General features: G+C 39.2%; 15 protein-coding genes. 7 read left to right on the top strand and 8 right to left on the bottom strand.

The annotated features are described in order from the left end of the window. Window positions 1–3: 3 nt before the first annotated feature. Together CHU_RS12655 and treY are read left to right on the top strand one after the other, a co-directional pair. Entirely contained in the window at window positions 4–852 is an 849-nt protein-coding gene (locus CHU_RS12655; protein WP_011585964.1) for a transglutaminase-like domain-containing protein, read from the top strand. Window positions 853–877: 25 nt separating this feature from the next. After that, window positions 878–3,628, top strand: a complete 2,751-nt coding sequence (treY, locus tag CHU_RS12660; RefSeq protein ID WP_011585965.1) for a malto-oligosyltrehalose synthase — start codon at window positions 878–880, stop codon at window positions 3,626–3,628. A 69-nt stretch (window positions 3,629–3,697) separates the two neighbouring features. Here treY and CHU_RS12665 read toward each other — a convergent pair whose 3' ends face one another. Beyond that, window positions 3,698–8,098: a PKD domain-containing protein gene (locus tag CHU_RS12665; RefSeq protein WP_011585966.1), complete on the bottom strand. Its 4,401-nt coding sequence runs from the start codon at window positions 8,096–8,098 to the stop codon at window positions 3,698–3,700. Window positions 8,099–8,184: 86 nt separating this feature from the next. On the opposite strand from CHU_RS12665, the gene CHU_RS12670 reads away from it, so the two are divergent. From CHU_RS12670 to CHU_RS12685, 4 genes are all read left to right on the top strand, one after another. Beyond that, a complete protein-coding gene (locus CHU_RS12670; RefSeq protein ID WP_011585967.1) occupies window positions 8,185–8,985 on the top strand; it encodes a M12 family metallo-peptidase in 801 nt (266 codons plus the stop codon). A 32-nt stretch (window positions 8,986–9,017) separates the two neighbouring features. Then, window positions 9,018–10,010, top strand: a complete 993-nt coding sequence (locus CHU_RS12675) for a PorP/SprF family type IX secretion system membrane protein (RefSeq protein WP_049755566.1) — start codon at window positions 9,018–9,020, stop codon at window positions 10,008–10,010. Window positions 10,011–10,050: 40 nt separating this feature from the next. Then, window positions 10,051–12,183 (top strand): OmpA family protein, encoded by a 2,133-nt coding sequence (locus CHU_RS12680; protein ID WP_011585969.1) that lies wholly within the window; start codon window positions 10,051–10,053, stop codon window positions 12,181–12,183. A gap of 191 nt (window positions 12,184–12,374) precedes the next feature. Next, entirely contained in the window at window positions 12,375–13,166 is a 792-nt protein-coding gene (locus CHU_RS12685) for a hypothetical protein (RefSeq protein WP_041932386.1), read from the top strand. A 55-nt stretch (window positions 13,167–13,221) separates the two neighbouring features. Here CHU_RS12685 and CHU_RS12690 read toward each other — a convergent pair whose 3' ends face one another. Next, window positions 13,222–13,551 carry a YegP family protein gene (locus tag CHU_RS12690; RefSeq protein WP_011585971.1) on the bottom strand — a complete coding sequence of 110 codons (330 nt, stop codon included), beginning with the start codon at window positions 13,549–13,551 and terminating at the stop codon, window positions 13,222–13,224. A gap of 225 nt (window positions 13,552–13,776) precedes the next feature. Between CHU_RS12690 and CHU_RS12695 the strand changes: the two genes are divergently transcribed. Beyond that, the gene (locus CHU_RS12695) at window positions 13,777–14,232 is read left to right on the top strand and encodes a DUF1801 domain-containing protein (RefSeq protein WP_011585972.1); all 456 of its coding nucleotides are present in this window, start codon (window positions 13,777–13,779) and stop codon (window positions 14,230–14,232) included. 58 nt (window positions 14,233–14,290) lie between these two features. Here CHU_RS12695 and gldN read toward each other — a convergent pair whose 3' ends face one another. The 6 genes from gldN to CHU_RS12725 all read right to left on the bottom strand — a co-directional run bounded on the left by gldN (window position 14,291) and on the right by CHU_RS12725 (window position 25,246). Continuing rightward, on the bottom strand, window positions 14,291–15,097 hold the full coding sequence (gene gldN / locus CHU_RS12700) for a gliding motility protein GldN (RefSeq protein ID WP_041932750.1): 807 nt from the start codon (window positions 15,095–15,097) through the stop codon (window positions 14,291–14,293). An 86-nt stretch (window positions 15,098–15,183) separates the two neighbouring features. Then, entirely contained in the window at window positions 15,184–17,931 is a 2,748-nt protein-coding gene (locus tag CHU_RS12705; RefSeq protein WP_011585974.1) for a PrsW family glutamic-type intramembrane protease, read from the bottom strand. Between the two features lie 117 nt (window positions 17,932–18,048). Then, window positions 18,049–19,941, bottom strand: a complete 1,893-nt coding sequence (locus CHU_RS12710; protein WP_011585975.1) for an amidophosphoribosyltransferase — start codon at window positions 19,939–19,941, stop codon at window positions 18,049–18,051. Window positions 19,942–19,953: 12 nt separating this feature from the next. Then, window positions 19,954–21,435, bottom strand: a complete 1,482-nt coding sequence (locus CHU_RS12715) for an NADH-quinone oxidoreductase subunit N (RefSeq protein ID WP_011585976.1) — start codon at window positions 21,433–21,435, stop codon at window positions 19,954–19,956. Between the two features lie 39 nt (window positions 21,436–21,474). Then, the gene (locus CHU_RS12720; protein WP_011585977.1) at window positions 21,475–23,169 is read right to left on the bottom strand and encodes a complex I subunit 4 family protein; all 1,695 of its coding nucleotides are present in this window, start codon (window positions 23,167–23,169) and stop codon (window positions 21,475–21,477) included. Between the two features lie 19 nt (window positions 23,170–23,188). Then, window positions 23,189–25,246 (bottom strand): NADH-quinone oxidoreductase subunit 5 family protein, encoded by a 2,058-nt coding sequence (locus tag CHU_RS12725; RefSeq protein WP_011585978.1) that lies wholly within the window; start codon window positions 25,244–25,246, stop codon window positions 23,189–23,191. Window position 25,247 lies beyond the last annotated feature (1 nt).

A 25,247-nucleotide genomic window follows, 5' to 3' on the forward strand; every position in this document is an offset into this window, starting at 1 on the left:
TATATGAAATTTAAAATACACAGTGACATTACCTATCAGGTTATGTCGCCAACAACATTCATTTTTAACGTTCATGCTTTACGCACGGAAAGCCAGCACATACTGGACGAATCATTGATCGTTACGCCACCAATAGAAATAGAAGAGTTTTCGTATAATTCAGGCACAAGCCGGTTTGTGCGATTAAAGGCAACTGAAAATACGACATTCAGTATGTCTTATACTGCCACGGTTGATACACAATACAAGGTTATTGATCAAAGACAGGAACTGGAAACTGTTCCCGTGGTAGATCTTGACGGAGATATTATTCCATTTCTCTTTCCAAGCCGTTATTGTCAATCAGACAAGCTTCAAAAACTGGCGTACAAAGAATTCGGCAAAATCGAAAATGTCTATTCAAAAGTACTTGCGATTACAGACTGGATCTATAACAATGTTGAATACATCAGCGGCAGTACAAATTCACAAACGTCGGCCTTTGACACCATAACAGAACGTGCAGGCGTGTGCCGCGATTTTGCACATTTAGGGATTGCTTTATGCAGAGCCTTATCTATTCCTGCACGTTACTTTACTGGTTATGCCTTTAAATTAAATCCACCTGACTTTCATGCATGCTTTGAAGCCTATATCGGAGGCAACTGGATCATCTTTGATGCTACACGATTGGTACCACTTAACGGACTTGTAAAAATAGCTACAGGACGTGATGCTGCAGATGCTGCCGTGGCCAGCATCTTTGGAAATGCTTCCAGTACAAATATGCATGTGGAATGCGCATCACTCGATACAGATTTTACACCGTTCTGGTATGATAAAAATTCATTAAAAGGTCTCTCTTTCCAGTGAACATAACATTAAACATGCATCAGCTATGAATACATTTGCAACAACAATTTCCCCGGACTCATTTTTAAACATCGGTTCGGTAAGCCCGGTTTATTTCCCTGCATCAACGTATCGGGTTCAGCTAAATCATACGTTTACGTTTAAAGATCTGCAGGCACAGATTCCGTATTTAAGCCAGCTGGGCATCTCAACGATCTACGCAGCACCGATCACAACATCCAGTAAAGACAGTGCGCACGGGTATGATGTAACAGATTTTACAGCGATCAATCCGCAGATCGGAACATTGGAACAGTTAAAAGAATTATCCGCCGTTTTGAAACAACATAACATGAGCTGGGTACAGGATATTGTTCCGAATCATATGTGTTTTTCAACTGAAAATATCCGGTTAATGGATGTGCTGGAAAGAGGAAATCATTCTTCTTATTACCGTTTTTTTGATATCAACTGGGAACATCCGGATTCACTCGGAAAGCTTATCATTCCAACCTTAGGTACTGATATAGATGCTGCTATTGAATCAGGCGACATACACGTTGCTTTTACAGATACCGGCTTTTCACTGATGTATTTTGAAACCGGGTATCCGATATCCATAACGGCCTATCCTGTTTTAATTTCCTTATTGGAGAATAAACACATACATGAAGATTTTGTGCGTGAAATTAAAACTTATCTGGATCAGGCTGCTACTGCTTCTTTTGAAGCATTTAAAAAATTCAAAACGGAATTTTCAGAAAAAATAAAAAACGATGACAATTACAGTCTAGAAGCAGAATGGCTTACAAAAAAATGTAATAAAGACAAACACATTTTAAAAGCACTTGTCCTTCAGCAATATTATTCACTGGTACATTGGAAAACATCCGATTCAAAAATGAATTACCGTCGGTTCTTTACCATCAATAATTTAATTTGCCTTCGGATGGAAGAGGAATCTGTTTTCAATGAATATCATTCTTTAACAGCGTATTTATATAAAGAAAATATTATTCAGGGTGTGCGTGTAGATCACATTGATGGATTGTATGACCCCAAGCAATATCTGCAAAGGCTACGCAATTTATTGGGCGAACACTGTTATATTATTGCTGAAAAAATACTGGAATATAATGAAGACTTCGCTAAAGACTGGAATATAGAAGGTACCAGCGGCTATGAATTTCTATCTTTTACCAATCGTGTACTGACAGATCAGCAAGGGGCTGAAGAAATACGTTCTGAATATTTTGATTTTATTCAACGGCATGAACATTATGATGATATGGTGTATGAAAAGAAACATACGTTTTTATATGATCATATGCAGGGAGAGCTGGATAATTTAATGACCTTGATCAATCAATTGCATGTGTTGCCTGCAGGTACAGATCAAAAAGTTTTCAGAAAAAGCTTAGCTGTTTTTATGGCTGCCTTCCCTATTTACCGTATCTACCCGGATCGCCTGCCTTTAATTCCGGAGGCATTTAAAATTGTTGAAACGGCATACAATATTGCTATACAGCACGAACCTACACTTAAAGCAACACTGCATATAATTAAGAATCTGTTTGAATATGATGAAGAGCAGTGTGATCAGAAACTAACGTTCATCAGAAAGCTTATGCAGTTTACTGGCCCCTTAGCAGCAAAGGGCGTTGAAGATACAACCTTTTATATATACAACCCATTAATTTCGCATAATGAAGTTGGAGATGCACCTTGTGAATTAGGGATCAGCATTGACTCCTTTCATGATAAAATGCTGAGCAGACTTGCCAATAACCCATACTCACTGAATGCAACTTCTACACATGATACCAAACGAGGTGAAGACGCGCGTATGCGTATCAATGTATTATCTCATTTACAGACCGAGTGGAAAGTTTTATTACATCAATGGCATCAGGAAAACAATGGCTTCATTCAACATATCAATGATCAGCCTGCGCCTTCTTTAAATGATGAATATTTTATTTATCAATCCTTGATCGGAGCTTTTCCTGAAAACATGCTTGTTACAGATGAGTTTATTACCCGAACAAAAAACTTTGTAGTAAAAGCACTTAAAGAAGCAAAAGTGCACACAAATTATACCCAAGCAAACGATACATATGAGCATGCCTGCACGGAATTCATAAGTTCTGTATTAGATTCCGGACATGCATTTTTAAAAACGTTTGTTCCGTTTGTAGAAAAGGCGATAAAATATGGTGCTGCTTATTCCCTTGCGCAAACCATTATAAAAATTACAGCACCTGGTATTCCAGACATTTACCAGGGCAGCGAGCTGTGGGACATCAGCTACGTAGATCCGGATAACAGAAGACCTGTAGATTATTCTTTTAGAAAGGATCTGTTAGCCAAAATACAATCAATGGAAAACGACCGTACTAAGCTTCTTAACTTTATCAGTCAGAATCGTTTTATCGGAGCAGAAAAATTATTTGCAACCTGGCAGTTATTAGAACTAAGAAATGATCTCCAGGATGTCTTTCTATTCGGTACGTATACACCTGTTTCTGTTACATCGGAGACAGGTAAAAAGGTCATAGCCTATGTACGCAGTTATCAAAACAAACATGTGCTTGTAATTATACCTGTAGGGTTCGAGGTAGCCGGCGAAACATATTCTCAACGTTCCTGGAAGGATATGATCGCACAGTTGCCGGACGGATTACCGGATAAATGGATGAATGTATTTACAGCAGAAACATACCCAATACTGAAAAGTATTACTGTCGCGGCTGCATGTAAGACTTTCCCGGTTGCTGTTTTCAAAAGTGTACAGTAATTCCGTAAATGAAAAAAGGTGTCAGGAAAATTATTCCTGACACCTTTTTTCATTTATAAGAATGATTACTTATCGAACGAGGTTTATATATCCTTCTTCTTTAATTTCAAATTCACGCCAGGTTAACGCCTTTACTTTGTACACATAAATATCACTGCCTTGAAGAAGCCCGTTAAATGTGCCGTCCCAGCCTTCGTTAATATCATTCGATGAATAGATTAATTGCCCCCAACGGTTGAAGATCTGAAACTCGCGGAGTTCTTTAATCCCCCATCCATTTACTTTCACAACATCATTGTTACCATCTCCGTTTGGTGTAAACATGCTAGGCATTTTCACAAACGTTTCCGGTTTGATCGAAATCTTGTATGTATACTGATCATTCGGATAGCAGTTTCTTGCATCGTTAACGGTTAACGTGTATAAAATATCATCCAGCGGCTGTACCTGCGGATAGTTACATGTTAAGCAGCTTAAGCCTTTGCTTGGATCCCAGCTAAAGCTGTAGTAACTCTCACCCCATACCGGCAACGCAATAATATCGCCGATAACAATACTGGTATCCAAATCCCGGAGCTTAATGCGTTCAATAATTACAGCCGGAGCAATGGCATTATCCGTACAGCCATTAATATCTGTTTCAACTACATTATAATGAACGGTGTGCTGAATCGTTGCAACGGTACTGGTTGCTGTATTGCTTGCCAGTCCTGTAGACGGAGTCCAAAGATACGTACTTGTAGGGTTTGGTGAAACAACATTCAAATTCACCGCACCTACCACCTGACAAACGGTATCGCCTGTTGCAACAACATCCGGGTTCGGATAAATAATAATTTCCTTTGTAATGGTATCCTTACAGCCTAAATTCTCACTCATTACATCCAGTTTAACGGAATAAGTACCAGGCGTTGCATAGGTATGTGTATTTACATTTTCAGCGGTAGAGGTTTGTCCATCTCCAAAATCCCAATGATACGAACTTGCTCCTGTAGATATGTTTGTTAATTTATATGGACCATCGTTAAAACACGTTGCTGTATCCAGGCCACCTTCAAGACGATCAAAATCTGCAATAACCTGATAAATGGTAATCGGTCGTTGAATCTGGGCATTACATCCTTCAGACCCTACTAAACTAAGTTTTGCAACCGTTGAACCGCTTGGCGGGTGAAAATTGTATTGATGATCTACTGCTGGTTCATCTTCAACAACAATACCATCTCCAAACGCCCATGCATAATGCACAACATCAACCAGGTCTTTAACTTCGAAATGAATGATTTCACTTTTACAGATTGCATTTTTATCTGTTACAAAATCGCCTTCCGGTTTGTATACCTTAAAGGTTCTGGTTATTGTATCGCGGCAGCCATTTGTTGTCGAAACAATATGCTTCACATCAAATGTTCCTTTTTCAAATACAAGCGTGTAATTAGGCTGCGTAGTTGTTTGTCCATTTCCAAAATTCCAGGTATGTGAAATGGGTGTGTATTTTGATGTAGACTGATCCGTAAAGGTAACAACCTTTGGTGCACATAAGATAGCTACCGTATCCACATTTGTTGTAAAGCTTGCTGTCGGGTATGTCTGAACACTCATATTAATAGTTGTATTCCCTTTACAACCTGTTGCAATTTCTTCAAAATCCAATGAAACCACATACACCTGATCCGTGGTGTATTGTACCACTTTTGATTGCTGTGTAGATGTTTCTGAATTTCCGAAATTCCAGTTATACTTTAAGCTGGAACCCTGAGAAGTAAAGTCTGAAGCGGTATATGTAACAGGTTCTCCAAGACACAAGCCAGGCTTGGAAGCAGTAATAGAGCTTGTAGGATCATATTGTTGAATGTACACATTAGCGGAATCCTTACAACCAATTTTATCTGTAACAAGCAAGACTACTTTATAACCTGTAGAAGAACTTGGTTTGTTCAGATATTGATGCGACGGATTCTGTTGGGTACTTCCGGTAAGGTCTCCGAAATTCCAGGACCAGGCTACTAATGTAGTATCGCCTGTTGACTTATCCGCAAAATTAACCGTACCCGGATTACAAATCATAAGATCATCCGGAGTAAAGGCCGGCAGAATATCAAAGACTTTTATTTTTTGAGTAGCGGTGTCCTTACATCCGTTATCATCAGTCACAATTAACTGTGCCGTGAAAATACCCGGTTTAGTAAACGTGTAATAGGTAGTGGTAGCGCTTGTTGTACGCTGAGGCAAGTCTGTACCAACCATTTTCCAGTTATATCCCTGGTAACATCTTTTTTGAACATCAACAGATTGTGTTGCATCAAACCGGTAAGGTATGTTTAGGCAAATCAATGTATCAATATCCATAACCGCTTTTAATCCTCTTGGCTTTACTGTCAGCGTATCAGTCGTTGCCGCACAGCCGCTGCTTTTGTCTTCTGCTGTAAGCACAATTTTATAATTGCCTGTTACGGTGTACAGGTGTGCTTCATATGAAGTACTGCCAGTTGTTTTGTCTCCAAAATCCCATGTGCTTGTTGTAGCAGGATTTGAATTCGTGTTTGAAAACGTATATTTAAACGGATCAGAACAATGTGCGCTGTAATCAATTTTAGCAATCGCTCCTTTTACATTTACAAATCCGGGTTTTGTTACCGTTGTAAAGCAACCATTGTAATCAACCGTCAGTGCTACGCTCTGAGGCCCCTGTAAATTTTTATACGACCAGGTCAAAGACTGCTGGTTAGAACAATGAAATGATCTGCTGCCTTCTGTTGAAAAATGGTATGCATCAATAAGTGCTGCTGCTCCGGATGGTAACACAGGGGTAAACACAACATTTTGTCCCGGACAAACTTCATTTGTTGATGCAGTAAAATCAATGTTTGAAATGGTTGAACCAACTTCAATGTTAATCGCATACGATGTATCGATGCATCCTCTTTTTGTAGTAACAACTACTTTATTTGCATAGATGCCAGGTTGGGTAAATACATGAGTTTCCGCAGCATCACTGTTATTTGCAACATCTGTTCCATCACCAAAAAGCCACTTCCATTTTACGATCGGATCATTCGACTTACTGGAATCACTGAAGATTACACTAAGCGGTGCACACCCCCTCGAAAGATTGGGAATCATACGGGCATTCGGAAGCCACATAGTATCTATCGAAGTAGCAGTAACCCAGCAGCCGGTTTTTTTAGAAGTTACTGTCAGTAAGGTATTCATTGCTTCAAATGTATTCAATCCATAATATTCATTCTTTGTAGCACTTGTATATGTTTTACTTACTGTAGCCGCTTTGCTGGTAGATGCGTCACGAAACTTCCAGTCATAGTTCAGATTGGATTGATTTGCATCAACACTGTAATCAACCGTCATGGGGCTTGAGCAGGAATATTGCGGGTTATGCAGAATCGTTGCCTGCACATCATCTGCATAAATATTTGTGGTAGACTCATCAAAACATTGTCCGTCGGGAGTGGTAACTTTCAATTTAATTGTGTGAAAACCACCTGATGTAAATCGCATGATTACATTATCCATCGTAGCGGAACCTATAATGATCGTATTGGCATCTCCAGTCCACAACTTAATACCTGCAGTAGTAGAGCTAAGTCTGGCTGTATCTGCAATACAGATTGTATCTTTTTGTTTTACGATAGCAGGTGTGGGGCGCCCTACACCGATTGATTTTGTGGCAACCGCCTGGCAGCCGGCAAGATTTGAAGCAAATTTTACTGTTAAGGAAGCTGAATAAGATCCTTTGTTATACGTTTGGGCAGGAGGATTCGCTGCGGTTGATGTTTGTCCGTTACCAAGATTCCATAGATACGACAAGGGCTGCGAGCCCGTAGAAGTATTTGTAAATGTTACAGGCAATGTATTATTACAGGATACCGTACTTACCGGATTGGTTGTAAATGATGCCGCAGGCGGGTCATATACGTGTACAGCGTTATTGAAAACAGCTGTCATGTTACAGCTCGGGTATTGGGTTTCAATACCTAATGAAACATTATAATCGCCCTTTGCATTGTATTGGTGCGTGGTACTGGACATCGTTGCACCTTGTGAAATTACGCCGTCACCAAACACCCATGTATAATTATTTATGGAAATTTTTGGATTTACCACTGATGTACTTACAAATTGTCCGTTCAGGGGGGAGCAGCCTGAAGCCACATTGATGCTGATTACAGGCTGCGGAAATACTTCTATAGGTATTGTTTTTAAAACCGGACCGCCAACCGTTTCCTGAAAAGTAACCTGATAAATACCCGGTTTGGTAAAAATATTGGCCGGATTTGGAAGATTGGATGTAACGCCATCTTTAAAATCCCAGAAGTATGAGGTACTTGCAGAGGGGCTTGTAAAGTTGACTTTTAAAGGGACACAGCCTTGTACAACATCAGCTGTCTGTGCGTATACCCCTCTCGAAAAAATTATTCCGAAGAGAAATATAATCTTTAAATTTTTTATCATTTTTTGAAAAACTAATATTACATTGCAACGATATTTTACAAACGTAATAAATTAAACAGATTTTACAATCAACAAAAAATTATATTTTGAAAAAATTACTTCTTTTCAATATTGCAGTAACTCTAACAATGCTATTCGCTCACACCTCATGGGTAGAGGCATCGGTTACTGGAGACTCTATCAAACCATTGCCCCAAATTAATAAAAATTTTTTAATTGTTGTGCATACGGTGGGCGGCGGTATTACTGCGCAAGAGATAGAATCTGCGCTGACTCAGGCCAGTGTGTACTTCAAACCTATCGGTGTAACATTCACTGTGTGCGAATACAGAACGATAGATAACGTACAGTACAATGAACTGATCTACCAGGAAAGTATAAGCAAAAAAAAGAATGAGTTAAAACCTGTATATGGTTTAACAAACCGGATCAACTTTTACTTTGTAAATGAAGTAGACGTTATTGAACACACGGTTTGTGCTTATGCCGAGGGCGGAGGAATCAGTTCAAGTGTACGGGCAGGCCAGATTGTATTTAAAAAAGGCTGCTTTTCTGCTGGTGTAGTAGCACACGAGCTTGGCCATTATTTTGGCCTGGCACATACGTTTGACAATACAGTTCCTGAATTAGCCAATGGCAGCAACTGTGCTACAGCCGGCGATAAAATCTGCGATACACCAGCTGACCCTTATGTAATGGGAGAAGAAACATCAGACTACATGATAGGCTGTGAATTCAATAGCTTGAAGCGAGATGCAAACGGTGACACCTATTCACCCGATGTATCAAATATTATGTCGTATTACCCCTGTGGCTGCGCCAGCTTCACCTACGACCAATATAACTCAATGGCAACATATTACTTATCACACGTTGGTACGTGGTAAATATATCAGTTAGATTATTTTATACTATACAAATGAAATTTATAAGCACTTTTTGTGTATTGGTTTTTATTCATACAATATCCATAGCACAAGATATTCATCTTACACAATACTACACATCCAATCTTTCATTAAACCCTGCATATACAGGGAACTTTGACGGAGATCTGAAAGTAGTTGCCAATTCCAGAAGTCAGTGGTCACAAATTTCTCCCTCCATGAAAACGAATATGATTTCAGTAGAGAAGAAATTTTTAAAACGCCCCGATGAATTTGGCTTAGGATTGATCCTGATCAATGATCAGGTAAGTTCTTATTTTTTACACACGAATAAAATATACATTTCCGGAAGTTATCAGAAAAATTACAAGGGCCATTTATTGCGTTTTGGTGTGCAATCCGGAATTGTAATGAGAAATATCAATACCAATGACCAGACATTTCCTAGCCAGTGGGATTACCAGCTTGGTGCTTATGATCCTACAGCTAATTCAAATGAAGGATCTGTAAAAAACAGCTGGAATTATATCAATGTAAATGCAGGAGTTGGCTGGGCACATCTTTTCGGAAAAGTAAAATTATCTGCCGGTTATGCCCTGTTTAATGCAACACGCCCAACGGAAGGATATGGCAATGCCAATAAATCTATTCCATTCAGGCATGTATTTAATGCAAACGCTGTGTATTACCTTTCAACAAAAATGACAGTGACCCCGCATTTATTTTATATGAATTCAGCTTCTGCAACAGACTTCATGTTAGGTGTAAATGCAAATAGAAAGCTTACAGAAAACCTGGGTATATTATTCGGTGCAGGGTACCGCGGCAGTACTACAAACAGCGACGCTGCAATCGGTGTATTAGGTTTTACATATAACAGAATTGCATTTGGCCTAAGTGGCGACTTCAATGTTTCATCCCTTAGCAAAGATGCCAGAAATAAAACGGCGTGGGAAATATCCATTTCTTATACCACACCATCCAGAGCATCCAATAAATTAACAATCCCCTGCGACCGTTACTAGTACCTCATGTACACTGCCGCATTATCCTTTAATACATACCATGAAATATCTAGCTTTTAGTATTGTTTTTATTCTAACAGCATTTACCCGCGTTACCGCTCAGAATTTAGATGGAATTGATAAAAGTCTGAGTTTATCTAAAATGAAGACAAGGGCCCGCATTGCTGAAGAAACAGGTGATATTTATACAGCACTTTTTTATTATGAAGAAGTTGTACGCAACGATTCATCCGATCTGAAAGCACTTTACCAGGTTGCAGAAATGCAGCGCTTCACCAGAAATTATAAAGCAGCTGAAGTTACCTACGGAAAAATTCATGAAATAGCGGCAGCAGACTATCCGTTAGCCCAGTACTATCAGGGATTGATGCAAAAAATGACTGGCAGATACGAAGATGCCAAACAAACATTTTCAGAATTCAGAAAAAATTCTGCTGCCCTTGCAGATAAAACATTCAAGGCTACACTTGCACGAGATATTTCCGGATGCGACAGCGGAATAACGTACAGAGATTTCCCTCAAAATACGCAAATCAAAAATGCCGGCAAATCTGTAAACTTTCCGCATACGGAGTTTTCACCTGTGATTCTGGACAGTACAACACTTGCCTTTGGTTCTCTTAGAATTGACTCTGTAATCTATTATGATACACGCGGCGAGCATTACGAAAAGCAGCCTGTGAGACAACTTTATGAAGCAAAAAAAGTAAAAGGGCAATGGGTTGAAAAGGGTTTACTGGAAGCCATCAATGACCCAGCAATGGACATGGGGAATTTTGTTTACTCCCCTACTACAGACCGGTATTATTTTACAAAATGCACCAAAAACCATCACGGAAAAGTAAGTTGTGCCATTTATTATTCAGAAAGAGTATCCGGTAAATGGTCGCACCCCTCTAAGCTTCCTGACCCGATCAATATTGAAGGTTATACAGCAACACAGCCTACCATTGTAATTGATACAACATCAAGCAGTGCTGCAACTACTACGCCTAAAAATATGCCGCCGCGTAAAACCGGCGGTAACAAGCCTGTACCAAAACCTGTAGTGAATACAATTGAATACCTGTATTTTGTTTCCGACAGGCCTAAAGGCAAAGGCGGACTTGACATCTGGTACACCTCGTATAATGCAAGTAAAAAAACGTGGAATGAACCAACAAACCTGGCCGTAGCAAATACACCAGAAACAGAATGTACGCCTTTCTACCACGTTCCTACACAAACCTTATATTTCAGTTCAAACGGATTGGTTAATGCCGGAGGGTTGGATATTTATAAACTGGAAAAAGATGGCCGCCGGTTTGGCCGTCCGGAAAACCTTTCTTTCCCGGTTAACTCACCACAGGATGAACTAAGCTTTGTACTGGCAGATAATGCAAAAACAGGATTCTTTGTATCTAACAGACCCGGCGGAACACCATTCTTCCATGAGACCTGCTGCGATGACATCTTTTCATTCGAAGTAATTCCCCCTCCCCCATTTGTGTGTACGCTTGATCTGAGCGTGCTGGATGTTGCCGCAAAAAATAACTGCGATGGAGAATTGCTTAACATCAATCAGGTTAATTTAAAAACAAAAGCTGCTGAAAAAGATACTGTTCGTTTATCCAGCTGCAAGTATACGGTTTCACTTGCACAGCATGTGAAGTACACCTTCTTTATCAATAAACCCGGCTACGTAACAGATACCTTATCCTTTGAAACACGCGATATGTGTGCAACACCAACCATTACAAAATCCCTTACACTTGTTCCGGTTAGTGTAAGTATGAAAAATTCAGAGCCGGTTATTGAAACACCGGTTGAAGGAAAAGCATTTGTATTAAAAGACATTCAATATGAAACAAATCAGACAGATCTGAATGATGAAGCTAAAGCCGCTATCGACAATATCTTGATCCCGTTCTTAAAAGAACATCCCACGGATAAAATTATTATCAGTTCACATACGGATGATGTAGGAAGTCATAAATACAATGAAAACCTATCCGATCAGCGTGCATTAAAAGTGATGCAATACCTGATACAGAAAGGGATCAGCGCAAAACAGATCCAGGCGAAAGGTTACGGAGAAACAAAACCGATTGCGTCAAATATCAACCCGGATGGTTCTGAAAATGAAATAGGACGAAGCATTAACAGACGTACTGAATTTTTGATCAGTAAATAAAAGTGTAATAAACAATTTATATCTAAAGCCATGGTACAAACCATGGCTTTATTTTTTTACCTGTATTGAATATAAAAAAGGATTGAAATGTATATGGCAGGTGAAATTTATTTATCTTGGATTTAGCTCCTGCATGTTGCGATACATGTTTGCTACATACCTACCATATTCAGAACGTTATTTATTTCTTTATGAAAAACAAGATTTCTTTGCTATTGCTTTCAAGCCTGATTTTTATTGGCATTAGCTCCTTTATTTCCAACCCGGTGCCTGATCCGGAAGCTTTCGGAAAAGAATTTATTGAAACGATAAAGAAAAAATCGAGAACGGTTTATCTAAACAAATATTCTATGAGCAAACAGGATATTTCATGGATAACGACACAACTGCTTAGCAACCCCTATGTTTCTGAGGAAATGAAAAAAAACTATCAGGAAAAAATACATGATTCCAGCATTACAATAAAAATGGTTCAGGCACTGAATAAAAATTATGATAATATTGAAGCGTGGATAAAAAAAGACACCATTGATAGTTCTCAATTAAATTACATTCAAACGTTTTATAAGATTTCCAATAGCAGTAATACAACATTCAATGTTCTTGATGGTATTATTTTAGTAAAACACAAAGCCAGCTATTATAAAATTTCAATTGACGGGGCCGCATTCATTAATAACAGATGGGTATACGGAGAACGTATACAAATATCGAAAGTCGATCAATATTTAAATGACGTTTCTGATTACAATGATATAGTGGATAGTTATGATGAAGAGACTGGCTATGATACGGTTGTTATCGTTCCTGCTGATACAACTGCGATTACATATCAGTTATATTCTGATGAACTGGTAATTGATAATAATACCAACAGATATTCGGGATTGCATCCAAAACAGGCTAAAAAAATTGAAAAGATGCAAAAGCAAATTGATGCCTTGTATATAAAAATGGATAAAGAATATTCAAAGGAATATTAACTAAAAGCCGTTGCTCAATAGTAATTGAGCAACGGCTTTCTATATTTTTATTTTCTTACGCTTTATCTTCTATCTCTGCTGCAGGCGCGTTGCTTTTAACCGATGCAATCCCATTTTTACAGGAAGCTTCTGTTTCATACATTTCACTTGTACCGATAATCTGTCCGTTTGTTGCTTTCAGGTTAAAATAAAACTTATCGTTTTTAGATTTTTTTGATTCGAATTTTGAATCATCCTGAGAATTTTTCTTTACGGAATTAATGCCGTTTTCACAGGCATCCTTTGTTTTATACCCTTCACTTCCCAATATTTCCTGACCATTACCAGCCTTTAAACTAAATTGAAATTCGCCGTTAGCTCTTTTTGTGATTACAAACTTTCCCATAAAGTAACTGAATGTTTAAATTTTAAACGATGTGTAATACCGTACTACTGCTGTATACGAATACCATAAAAAAAGTTTTGGCATAACGATTTTATATATTCATAAAATTGAATCTGTTTGCGTATATAGCTCTAGATATTGAAAAATATCGTATTTATGTATTACTTGGATCACCTGATTTATTTTTCAGTTCTGTATTCAAAACAATAAAATACCTGTACGTATATGGATATTACTTCAGTAAACGATTACATCACACAGTTGCCGGAAGATAGAAAGAAACCTGTTGAACAATTACGCGCTGTACTATTAGCAAGTCTTCCCAAGGGTTTTGCAGAAACCATTACGTATGGAATGATCGGGTATGTTGTACCGCATAGTTTATACCCCAAAGGCTATCATGCTGATCCGGCTTTGCCGCTGCCTTTTATAACTATTGCTTCGCAAAAAAACCATATCGCTGTTTATCATATGGGTATATATTCACACAAAGAATTATTAGAATGGTTCACAAAAGAATATTATGCCTTATACAAAACAAAACCTGATATGGGAAAAAGCTGCATGCGTTTTAAAAATCTTCATACGATTCCGTATACACTTATTGGGGAGTTAGCCGGAAAAATTTCTGTTAAGGACTGGATTCACATATACGAAACATCCATGCCAGCTAAAAAATAACACAAGATACAGCAGGTTAAACCTGTGTACCTCGTGTGCTTCCAACGCTCCTGCCCGTTTAAAATTCCCACAGATTATGTTCGTATTCCATCAGCGTTGAAGCGGCCCAGCTGGAAGCCATGATTGCTTTTTGCTGATCGGAATAAATGTCTGTTAAATACGCATCCTTCGGGTTGGATACTTTTATGATATATGAACTGAATAAACGCAGATCGAACGCATCTGCCAGATTTTTATTCTCCCGATCATTTTGCGTGTTATACCAAATCGCTTTTGGATTATCCTGAAATAATTTTTCCGCCACTTCTTTGTAACTGAAAGAAGCAACCGGTATCTGTATGCCTCTTGTATTCATCGGGTGATCGGCAGGAATAAATACCGTGATGGTTTGAATATCATAATACAAGGCGGAACGTTGTTTATCAAACAGTATACATTCTTTGATCTCCAGTTGATATAAATCACGCGCCGCATATTGATCAACAGGCATCGCTGCTATGATCTGCTTCCAATCCGAACCATATTCCAAAAACAGGTCAACCGTATCTTCCGTTGAAATAGTATTGGGCCCGGTTAGTTTTTTCAAAAAATCCGAAACCGATACGTGTGTTTTTAATGAATCATTTTCATACGCTTTAATAATACCATTTATAACACCATCCATCAGTAAAGCTGTTATTTCTCTGTTACGGGAAAACAATGGTTCATTTTGCTTCTCACGCAGGTCCATAGCGCGCGTAACTGTTTTCTGATACATTATATCAGACGGATGCACGGGCCGCACAGATAAAGGATTATAGCTTTCTTGTGCAAACAGCATATTAGACAAACAAAGCGTGGTGAGTATTACAAAAGTCTTTTTCATGGCTATACAGTTTTTGTGAAACGTTACAGACATAATGGAGTCTTTTATAAAAGATACACAACCGGTACAAAAAATCAATCTGCGAACTATTCAATCATCATAAGAACCTGTTCCTGAGCCTCTATTTCTTGTCTGCACCATTGATTTAAATAATCAATGGCAGCAGGATTGTCGTACGAATGAGCGGTTTCTATATCAATACATGCCTCTTCTTTTTTATTCATATAATACTTGCAGATTCCACGCTGCAATAAGGCATGTGTATAATATTCTTTATTTTTAACCAATGCATCAAAATAGAAATAGGCTTCGTCGTATTTTTTTAAAGACATATACAGATCTCCTGCTCTTTTATATGCATCCTTACCTGCATGTTTTTTATCTGCCAGAAACAAACGTATGGTATTAAGCGCTTCAACGGAATTATTAAGATGTCCGTACGTATTACTTTCATACCAATACAAACTATCAAACTGATTGTTGTATTCGTGACATTTTAAGAACGATTGCAGTGCAAGATCATAGGCAGCTAATTGATAATATGCAAGTCCTTCTACTGCGTAATAATCGGCGCCGATATAGGTTGGTACAGATGTTACTTCGTGCAGGTCATCTAAGGCTTCTTCAGGAAAATTTCCATCCATCCGTATCTTTGCAAAAAGCATACGTGCCTCATAATTTTTTTTATTAAAATGCAACGCGCCTTTACAATATTCACTGGCATTAAATACATCCAGTGTGGAAAGGCTTCGTTCGGCACCTCTGTAATAATCAATAGAGGTAGAATAGTTCATAAAACCAACAAAGCTGAAAAGCAATATTAAAAAAACGGCTACAGCTGCCGATAGAGATTTCCAGTTCCAGGAAATCTGATATAACCAGGAAGGTTTTTCCATTGCTGTTTCCATGATGCAATAGTCCAGCAACACCATGTTCGTTTCAACAATACCTCTTGAATCCGGCACAAATCTGTTTGATTCATAATATAGTTTTGTATAGATCCGGTGCGGTTGATTTGTATTGCTTACAAAAGATGCCAATATATTATATACAGGAAAATTATTGTGCTGAATGGGCGTAGATAAGTGAATGATATAATTATCGGAACGTGCTGCATAATTTTCCTGTCCGATTATTTTTCCATATAACGGATAGATACCTCCGTGATGGCTCTTCTTTGCTGGCAGCAACACTACTTCGTTTCCGTGTGTGCGGTATGCGGAATAGCTGGAAGCAAAGATACTGCTCATCTTTATCCAATGATTGCGGCTTAAAATAATGCGTGAAATATTACTGGAATAAATTACTACCAGTGTTACATAAGCAAGCAAGCTGCTTAGCAACGAATCATTGGCATGCGGCGCACCAAAGCTGATTGCATTTAAAATAAATTCAAACAGGATAACAAAACACAAACCTGCAACTACAGCAAAAGAAGTTGTTTCAGTAGGAAAATTTATATCAAACCGAAAAAACGGAGAGTGATTCAGTGCACTGTTATAAAATGCTTTTAGTGCAAAAAAGGAAAGGACAACCATTACAAAGGAAAAAATATAAAACCCTTCGGAGGAAGGAAGTTCTAAAAAGAAATCATAAAATCCATGTGTTGAGATCGAAACCAATGTGCCGATCAGCACATAATAGAATTTACCAATGAGTTTTGTTTGTATATAGCCGTACCAGATAACTGCTGAACAGAAGACGTGCATAATCACCGCCAACACCGTTCTTTTGTGAATGATGGAATAAGAATCAGCTCCAAAGTAACGGTCGAAATAAATAATATTTTCCATAAAGGCGAAACCGATCGCACTCATGGTTGCCAGCAATAAAAAATCAACAGGTTCTTTTATTCTGTTTTTAAAAATCAGCAGGCATATAAAAACCGGAATACTTTTTACAAACTCTTCAATAACACCGACACCAAAGATCATATACCTTAATCCACTCAGCAACGTCTGGCCCTGTGTAAATTTAAATACATAATGAAACGTATCGTATAAAACCGTGCAGGATAATGTTACAATACAGGAAACAACAAAAACGAAGGTATATAAAACATAATCCTTTGCGGCAAATATTTTGAAACGGGAATAATAAAAAGCCCACAAAAGTGCAATCAGCGCTGCTGCTACAACCAGATCCCAGGATGCCTGCACCGCTAATACAAGCGATAAATACTTGATTAACGGACCATGCAGATAGTATTCTTTTTCTAATATATAATCCGGGCAGTTCTGTGCAAAAACGGGATCGGCCATATGGGCATGTATCGCTGCATAATCATCCAGCATATGATATGCCTGTGCCAGCCCTTCATTGGCAGATTTACGGTTGCCGTCTTTAAACGTCAGTTCTTTTTTAAATGCATGTACAGCATCCTGATAGTGTCCTTTTTTTAAGAGCGCACAGCCAAGTTCACAGGTATAATAGCCTGCATCTTTTTCGGTGATCTCATTTAACTCTTCCAGAACAAGATCATAATTCTGCCAGTTCTTATAAATCAGTGCCAATCCGAATCTGCCATATTTCCGCACTTCTTCAGAAGAACGGACCGCAATCTTCCGGTAAAATTCTTCCGGTGTTTTATCATCCCTAAAATACAACCCGCCCAATACATCCTGATAGGCAGGCTTTGCAAAATGTTTTTCCAGATTTGCATACACCAACTGAAAAGACAACGAATCTTCGGTATTAAATTGAGATGCTTTTTCCCAAACAGGATTTACAATTTCGTCAGGCTCTTGAAATAAGGGAACGGGGATTAATTTATTTACTAAAATAACCACCCAGATAAGCAAGATCGCAAAGCCAATGTAAAAATATCTAAACATAGAAAAGAAACGTTGTTAAGAGGTGAATCAATATACTAAAAAATAACGTTTCTGATAGAACAAAAAAAGAGCCTTGAATTACTCCAAGACTCTTATTTATACTATACATCTAAAATTCTAATAGGCTCTTACTGTCTTACCTTCCATGTAGTACATGAATGCTTTATTCACTACGCGGTTCCCCCCTGTTGTCGGGTAATCACCTGTGAAATACCAGTCACCAATGTGGTTCGGACAAGCTCTGTGTAAACCTTCAATAGTCTGGAAGATTACTTCGATCTCGGCGTTACACCCTTTCGGTGTAATGATCTCTGCAATCTTTTTACTTACCTGCTCATACGGGAACTGTAAATATAATTCCTTCACATGGTTTACCATGTTACCGCTTAAGTTGGCAATAGCAGATTTACATTTTTCATTTACATCTTCCAGAAGATTTTCCTGCTTGGTTTCTTTCAATAACGCAAGCATGGCACGGAACGCAACGAAGTCTTTAACCTTCGACATATCAATACCATAACAATCAGGGAAACGTATCTGCGGTGCAGAAGAAACGATGATGATTTTCTTCGGTCCTAATTTATCCAGCATCTTAAGGATACCATTCTCTAACGTTGTACCACGAACAATGGAATCATCAATAATCACAAGATTATCAATACCTCTGCGCACTACACCATGTGTAGTATCGTACAGGTTAGCAACAAATGACTGGCGTACATCGTCTGAGGTAATAAAAGAACGCAGCTTGGCGTCTTTAATAACCATCTTTTCAATACGCGGACGTAATGACAATACTTTTTCAAGTTCTTCGCCCGAGATACCTTCTGAAATAACTTTCTTCCGGTAACGTGCCAGATACTCTTCCATTCCTTCTACCATACCTAAGAAGCTGGTTTCAGCTGTGTTTGGTACGTATGAGAATACGGTATTTTCTATATCGTAATCAATGGATTCAAGAATCTGCGGGGTAAGAATTTTACCAAGCTGCTTACGCTCCTGGTAGATCTGAGGATCAGAGCCTCTTGAAAAATAAATACGTTCGAAGCTGCATGATTTTTTAGGAAGCTGATCGATGAATTGTTTTTCTTCGTAATTTCCTTCACGGTCAATGATCAATGCAAAGCCCGGCTGCACTTCTTTAATATCTTCGTAGCTGATTTTTTCCATCGCACTTTTGATGGCTTGTCTTTCAGATGCTACAATTACAATCTCATCATCTGCATAGTAAAATGCGGGACGGATACCTGCCGGATCACGCGCAACAAAAGCTGCACCGTGGCCTGCAATACCCATCATGGCATATCCGCCATCAAAATCTTTACATGAACGCATTAATACGCGCTGCAGATCCAGGTCATTTTCAATGATGGTTGAGACCTGAGAATTTGAAAATTTATCTTTATGTTTTTCGAATAAGAATTGGTTTTCTTCATCTAAGAAGTGACCGATCTTTTCCAATACCGTAACAGTATCTACTTTTTCTTTTGGATGCTGACCAAGTTCAATAAGTTTATTGAACAATTCATCAACGTTTGTCATGTTGAAGTTACCGGCAACAACCATGCTGCGGCTTCTCCAGTTATTCTGACGTAAGAACGGGTGACAGTTTTCTATGTCGTTATTACCGTGCGTTCCGTAACGTAAGTGCCCCATCAGAACTTCACCTGTAAAGGCTACATTTTCCAACAGCCACTGCGCGTCGTTGATTTTATCTTTATGATCACGGATTGCTTTTCTGAATTTCTTATTTACTTTCTCAAAAATTTCAGCGATGGGTTGCTGATCTACGGAGCGGTAGCGGCTGATGTAGCGCGTACCTTGGGGAACATCTAATTTAATTACTGCAATACCTGCGCCATCCTGGCCTCTGTTATATTGCTTTTCCATCAGGGTGTACAGCTTATTTATACCATAATAAGGAGTACCGTACTTTTCCACGTAATGTGAAAATGGTTTACGCAACCTGATGAGTGCTATACCACATTCGTGCTTAATCGCATCGCTCATAGATAATCGTTTTTAAATGTTGCCAACAATTAATTTTAGTAAATCCATCAACCAACTCGGTGCGAAGAATAACCCAAGCACAGGAAGCATAATTAAACTTACGAAAAGAAGAGAACTTTTGTGTTTGGATGTAAGTATTATCGTGTTTTCAAACCCCTTGAAAAACAAAGCGTAAGGAACCTTCATATAATAAAATACAGAAGCTATGGTACCGACAACTGCTGCACCTACCACCCCTAACAGTATTGGGGACTGAATGGTTTCATATTGCTCCCAAACTGTCGTAAAGACAAATAATTTTGCAAAGAAACCACCTGTTGGAGGTAAGCCAATGAGCGTTGCCATCACTATAACAAAGATAATACTCATTACAGGTTCCTGCTTGCCTAATCCATTAAAGTTATTCACAGCATCTCCGGCGGTCAGGTTCTCAAAATAATCCAAAATTGCCAAAGCCGCCGGCACACTGAATAGATAGACAACTAAGTAAAAAAACGTGGATTGCTGGCTCAAATCGCCTCCTCCTATGATTGCCATGCCGATAAAGCCACTTTGTGCAATCGAGGAATAAGCCATTAAGCGCCGGGTATTGTCCTGCATGAGTGCCGATAAATTGCCGACAACCAGGCTTAAGGTAACAACAACGGCCAGCAAAAGGGTATAGGTTTGAAAACCTTGAAATAAGGCCGAAAGCTTCAATAAAAAGACAAAAGCAGCAATTTTAGGTACGGTAGAAAGAATATTCAACACTCCCCAGCCGGATCCTTCATACGTATCGGGTGTCCAGGGATGGAAAGGGAATAACGAAGTTTTAAAGAATAATGCGGCTAATACCAGCCCCAGCACAATCCATTTTGAGAACACAGGTACTTCGGCAAATACACGGATCCAGCGATCAGAAAACAGATCCATGCCAGCCGTTAAGCCATATAATAATGAAATACCGAACAGCATTACGCCCGTTGCAAAAGCGCCGTAGAGCAAATATTTTATTCCGGCCTCTGTACTTTTTTTATCAAAACGCGATGCTACCAATAAATAAGAAGGAATAGAAATCAGTTCAAGAGAAAGAAACACCATGAATAAATTGATGGACGCGACTAAAAAATAACTCCCCATTAAAATTGCCAGCAACAGTATATAGGTCTCTCCCCGCTCCCGCAGCCATTGCGAGGATGGTGAGATCTGTATAAAAACAACTCCAATCATTCCACTTATACCAAGCAGTATTTTACTGAATAATATTGCTGTGTTCTGTTCCAGCATCTCATTCATAAATGTCCGTGGAGGCAAGGAGTCCCGGTCGATCAAGGCACCCAGCAGGTAACAGGTACTAACACCCAAAACGACCAGGGTAATTGTGGTAAAATAAATATTTTTCCGTGTACCGGCAAACATGTCTAAGCACAATACGATCAGCAAGCCCAATAATAGCCAGGCTTCCGGTATCAGGTAGGTTAAACTTTGACGTATTTCTTCAATAGGTATATGCACAATGATTCAGAGGTCTTACTACGTTTATACTTTTATGTATTATTTCATATTTATAAAAAAAGCAGTCCATGCTGCCATAGACGCACCGATTTTATCAAGTAATACCGCAGGAAATAAACCGAATAAAATGATCAAACCGCACAACGTATACAGCAGGGCTTTTTCATACACGGTAATATCTGTTAATGTATTTCGGTCTATATTCATATGGGTAGAAAACTTCCCGAAGAACATGCGCTGTAACGTCCATAAGTAATACGCTGCAGACAATAATAGCCCAAGAGTTGCAACCAGAGGCATCCACTGAGGAATGGTTGCCGTAATGCTTTTTGCCTGAAAGGCTCCGATGAAAATCAGTATTTCTGCGATGAAACCAGACATACCCGGTAAGCCCAACGATGCGAAGAACGCAATGGTAACAACTACGGAATATGCCGGCATCTTCGAGATCAGTCCTCTGTAGTTCGGGATCATACGATCGTGTGTACGGTCGTATAATACACCTACCAGTAAGAACAGTAAGGCTGAAATAATGCCGTGACTGAACATCTGATACACGGCACCAGTAATACCTTCTGTTGTAGCAGCCGCTAAACCCAGTAATACAAAACCCATATGCGAAACAGATGAGTAAGCGATCATCTTTTTAAGATCCGTTTGTGCCAGTGCAACCAGTGCAGCATAAAGAATGGTAATGACACCGATCAAGCCAACCCACCAGGATGCATCTGCGGCTTCCTGCGGAAACAAGGGCCAGGCTATACGCATCAATCCATATCCGCCGATTTTCAATAAGATACCAGCAAGTACTACCGATACGGCTGTTGGCGCTTCTACGTGGGCGTCGGGCAGCCAGGTATGAAAAGGAAATGCAGGTAATTTAATTAAGAAGCCAACCAGCAATGCTGCAAAACACCAGGCACGTATGGAATAACCACATATTGTTAATGTATTGTGCACGCCTAATAACCCATTTGGAAAATAATTTACCGGATTACTCAGCTGAATAAGATCTAAGGAATGTACGACCGGAAAGTTATTGGTCAACTCCCCTGAATGTATCCCCTCATGAATATGCTGAATGGTGTAACCGGAATTGTCTGCAAGATGTTCAATCATTTCAGCAGGATGGTACGTACTGATTAACAATACAATGAATACAATTAAAATTAATATTGAACCCAATAAGGTATATAAGAAGAATTTTATTGAAGCATATTCCCTGCGTACGCCTCCCCATATACCAATCAGGAAGAACATCGGAAGCAGCATGAATTCAAAGAATAAAAAGAACAGGAATAGATCAAGCGCTAAGAAACAACCGGGAATAGAAATACATAACAACAGATAGAGCGCATGATATCCTTTTGCCTGCTTTGTAATGTTCCAGGAAGCACAAGCGCCTGTAAGCAATACAATACCACTTAAAAGTATCATGGATAAACTTAAGCCATCTATTCCCAGAAAATAATTGACCGATAGAACGCCCAGGTTACCTAATCGCAATTGAAACCAATTAGCCTTTTCCATATATACCAGCGAATCGTAACTATGAAACTGAAAATATTCCGGTTTGAATGCGACAAACAAATAGATGCTCAGGCATAATTGCAAAGCCGTAACTGCAACAGAGATCCAGCGGTAGTTGCGGTGATCTTCGCCTTTAATAAACAACAGACCCAATAGTCCCAGCAGCGGTAAAAAGATCAGTATGGATAAAATATGTGATGCCATAATATATGTACGAATACTTTTACAGATACCAGCCCAACCAGAGCAGTAAAAGTGCAAAAGCTATTAATGTGAAATAGAAATATCCCTGAATGGTTCCTTTTAGATAAGAGCGGAAATACGAACCTACAAAGCGATTGATACCAACGACAATATGTACTGAGCCATCAATCACCCAACGGTCAAAGACATCTGCAATCTGTGCCAGCACAACAAAGAAATATACCTTAATATGAATGGCTCCGTCAATACATTTATCGATCGAATAACAGGCTTTAGATAAAGCAAAAACCGGTTGAATGAACATCGCGTCAATACCTTTTTCTATGTAGTAGTTATGCGCAAACAAATGTGTAAGTGTGATCCGTGTATCAACAAAAGCATCAACCGCTTTGTATTTTGTAAAAGCGATCCATAAGGCTACTGTAGTAATAGCGATGGCTACAACAGGAATGAACAGATGAAAGTCGTGTGCATGTCCGGTTACAAAAGATTCTTTCATCCACCAGCCCGTCTGGGCATGCAGCGGATTGAGTGAAAAGAAAAACCACATACTTAATGCTGCCAGTATCATCATGGGAATATTGATCAGCCATTCAGACTCTTTAATGTGCTCAAAGAATTTTTTATAGGAGTCATCTATTTTGATCAGACGGAAATCGCCGAAGAAGATTAAGATGAATTGGCGTGTCATATAAAAAGCAGTCAGTCCCACTGTTGCAAACGCAGCAGCAACGATCAGCCAGGACCAGCCACCTGTTGCATGTGCCCAATCGTATAATCCACCCAGAATGGCATCTTTTGAAAGAAAGCCGGAGAAGAACGGCAAGCCAATTAACGCGGCATAAGCAACGGTGTAAGAGACAAATGTGATCGGCATCTTTTTTCTGAAGCTGCCCATCAGGCGCATATCCAGCGTGTCCAGTTCTTTGTATTGTCCGTGATCGAACTGATGGCTCTGCATGTGATGCATGGCATGAATCACAGCACCTACACTTAAAAACAGACAGGCTTTAAAGAACGCATGTGTAGCTAAATGAAAGAAAGCAGCATCTGTTGCGCCTGCTCCGACAGCCATCATCATATAACCCAGTTGTGACACCGTTGAATAGGCCAGTACTTTCTTCGCATCAAACGTGCGGATAGCCTGCAGCGCTGCTAACAATGCCGTAATGCATCCGATAATCACAATGAAGTGTGCTACCCAGCCACCTAATAAGAATGATGTTTTTAATAATAAAAACACACCGGCTGCCACCATGGTTGCCGCATGTAATAACGCCGATACTGGCGTTGGACCAGCCATGGCATCGGGTAACCAGACGTATAACGGGAATTGTGCAGACTTTCCTACGGTAGCAAACCAGATGGCTAAACCTGCCAGTACCGGTAAACCAACCAGCGATGTTTGCAACGCTGCTGAAATATGCACATGTTCTTTTATAACGGAAATTTCTGTGGTGCCATACACAGCCGATAAGATCATGATGGCAATAACAAAAGCCAGATCGGCAAATTTGTTATACAGGAATGCTTTTTTAGCTGCTGCTGCTGAGCTGTCTTTCTCATACCAGAAACCAATCAATAAGAATGAAGCCAGACCAACAAGCTCCCAGAAAATAAATGTGATTAATAAGTTATCACTTAAAATAATACCTAACATGGAAGAAACGAACAATGCTAAATAAGGAAAATATTTAGAATGGTTGCGGCGCTCTTTCATGTATTGTACCGAATACAGATGCACCATAAACGATACAAACGTAGCGATCAGCATCATAGTGCTGCTGTAATTAGTCAATAACAGACTCGTTGTAAATTGAATGCTGCCGATTTCAAACCAGATCCAGCGCGACAGATGTTCGCCTTCAATCTGTGTATGCAAATACAAGGATAAAACAAACATCACACCCATTACGGTTGTAGCCAGCCAGGAGCGGATTGAAGCAGGAATATGCTTTCCTGCAAAAAATAATACCACAAACGTAATTACCGGCAGAAAGAATATTGTCAACGCTAATTGACTGATACCATCAGCAGCAAATAAAGGCACTTCAATATGTGGAACTGAGCCGTTCAAT

The organism is Cytophaga hutchinsonii ATCC 33406, from assembly GCF_000014145.1.
GTDB classification, from domain to species: Bacteria; Bacteroidota; Bacteroidia; order Cytophagales; family Cytophagaceae; genus Cytophaga; species Cytophaga hutchinsonii.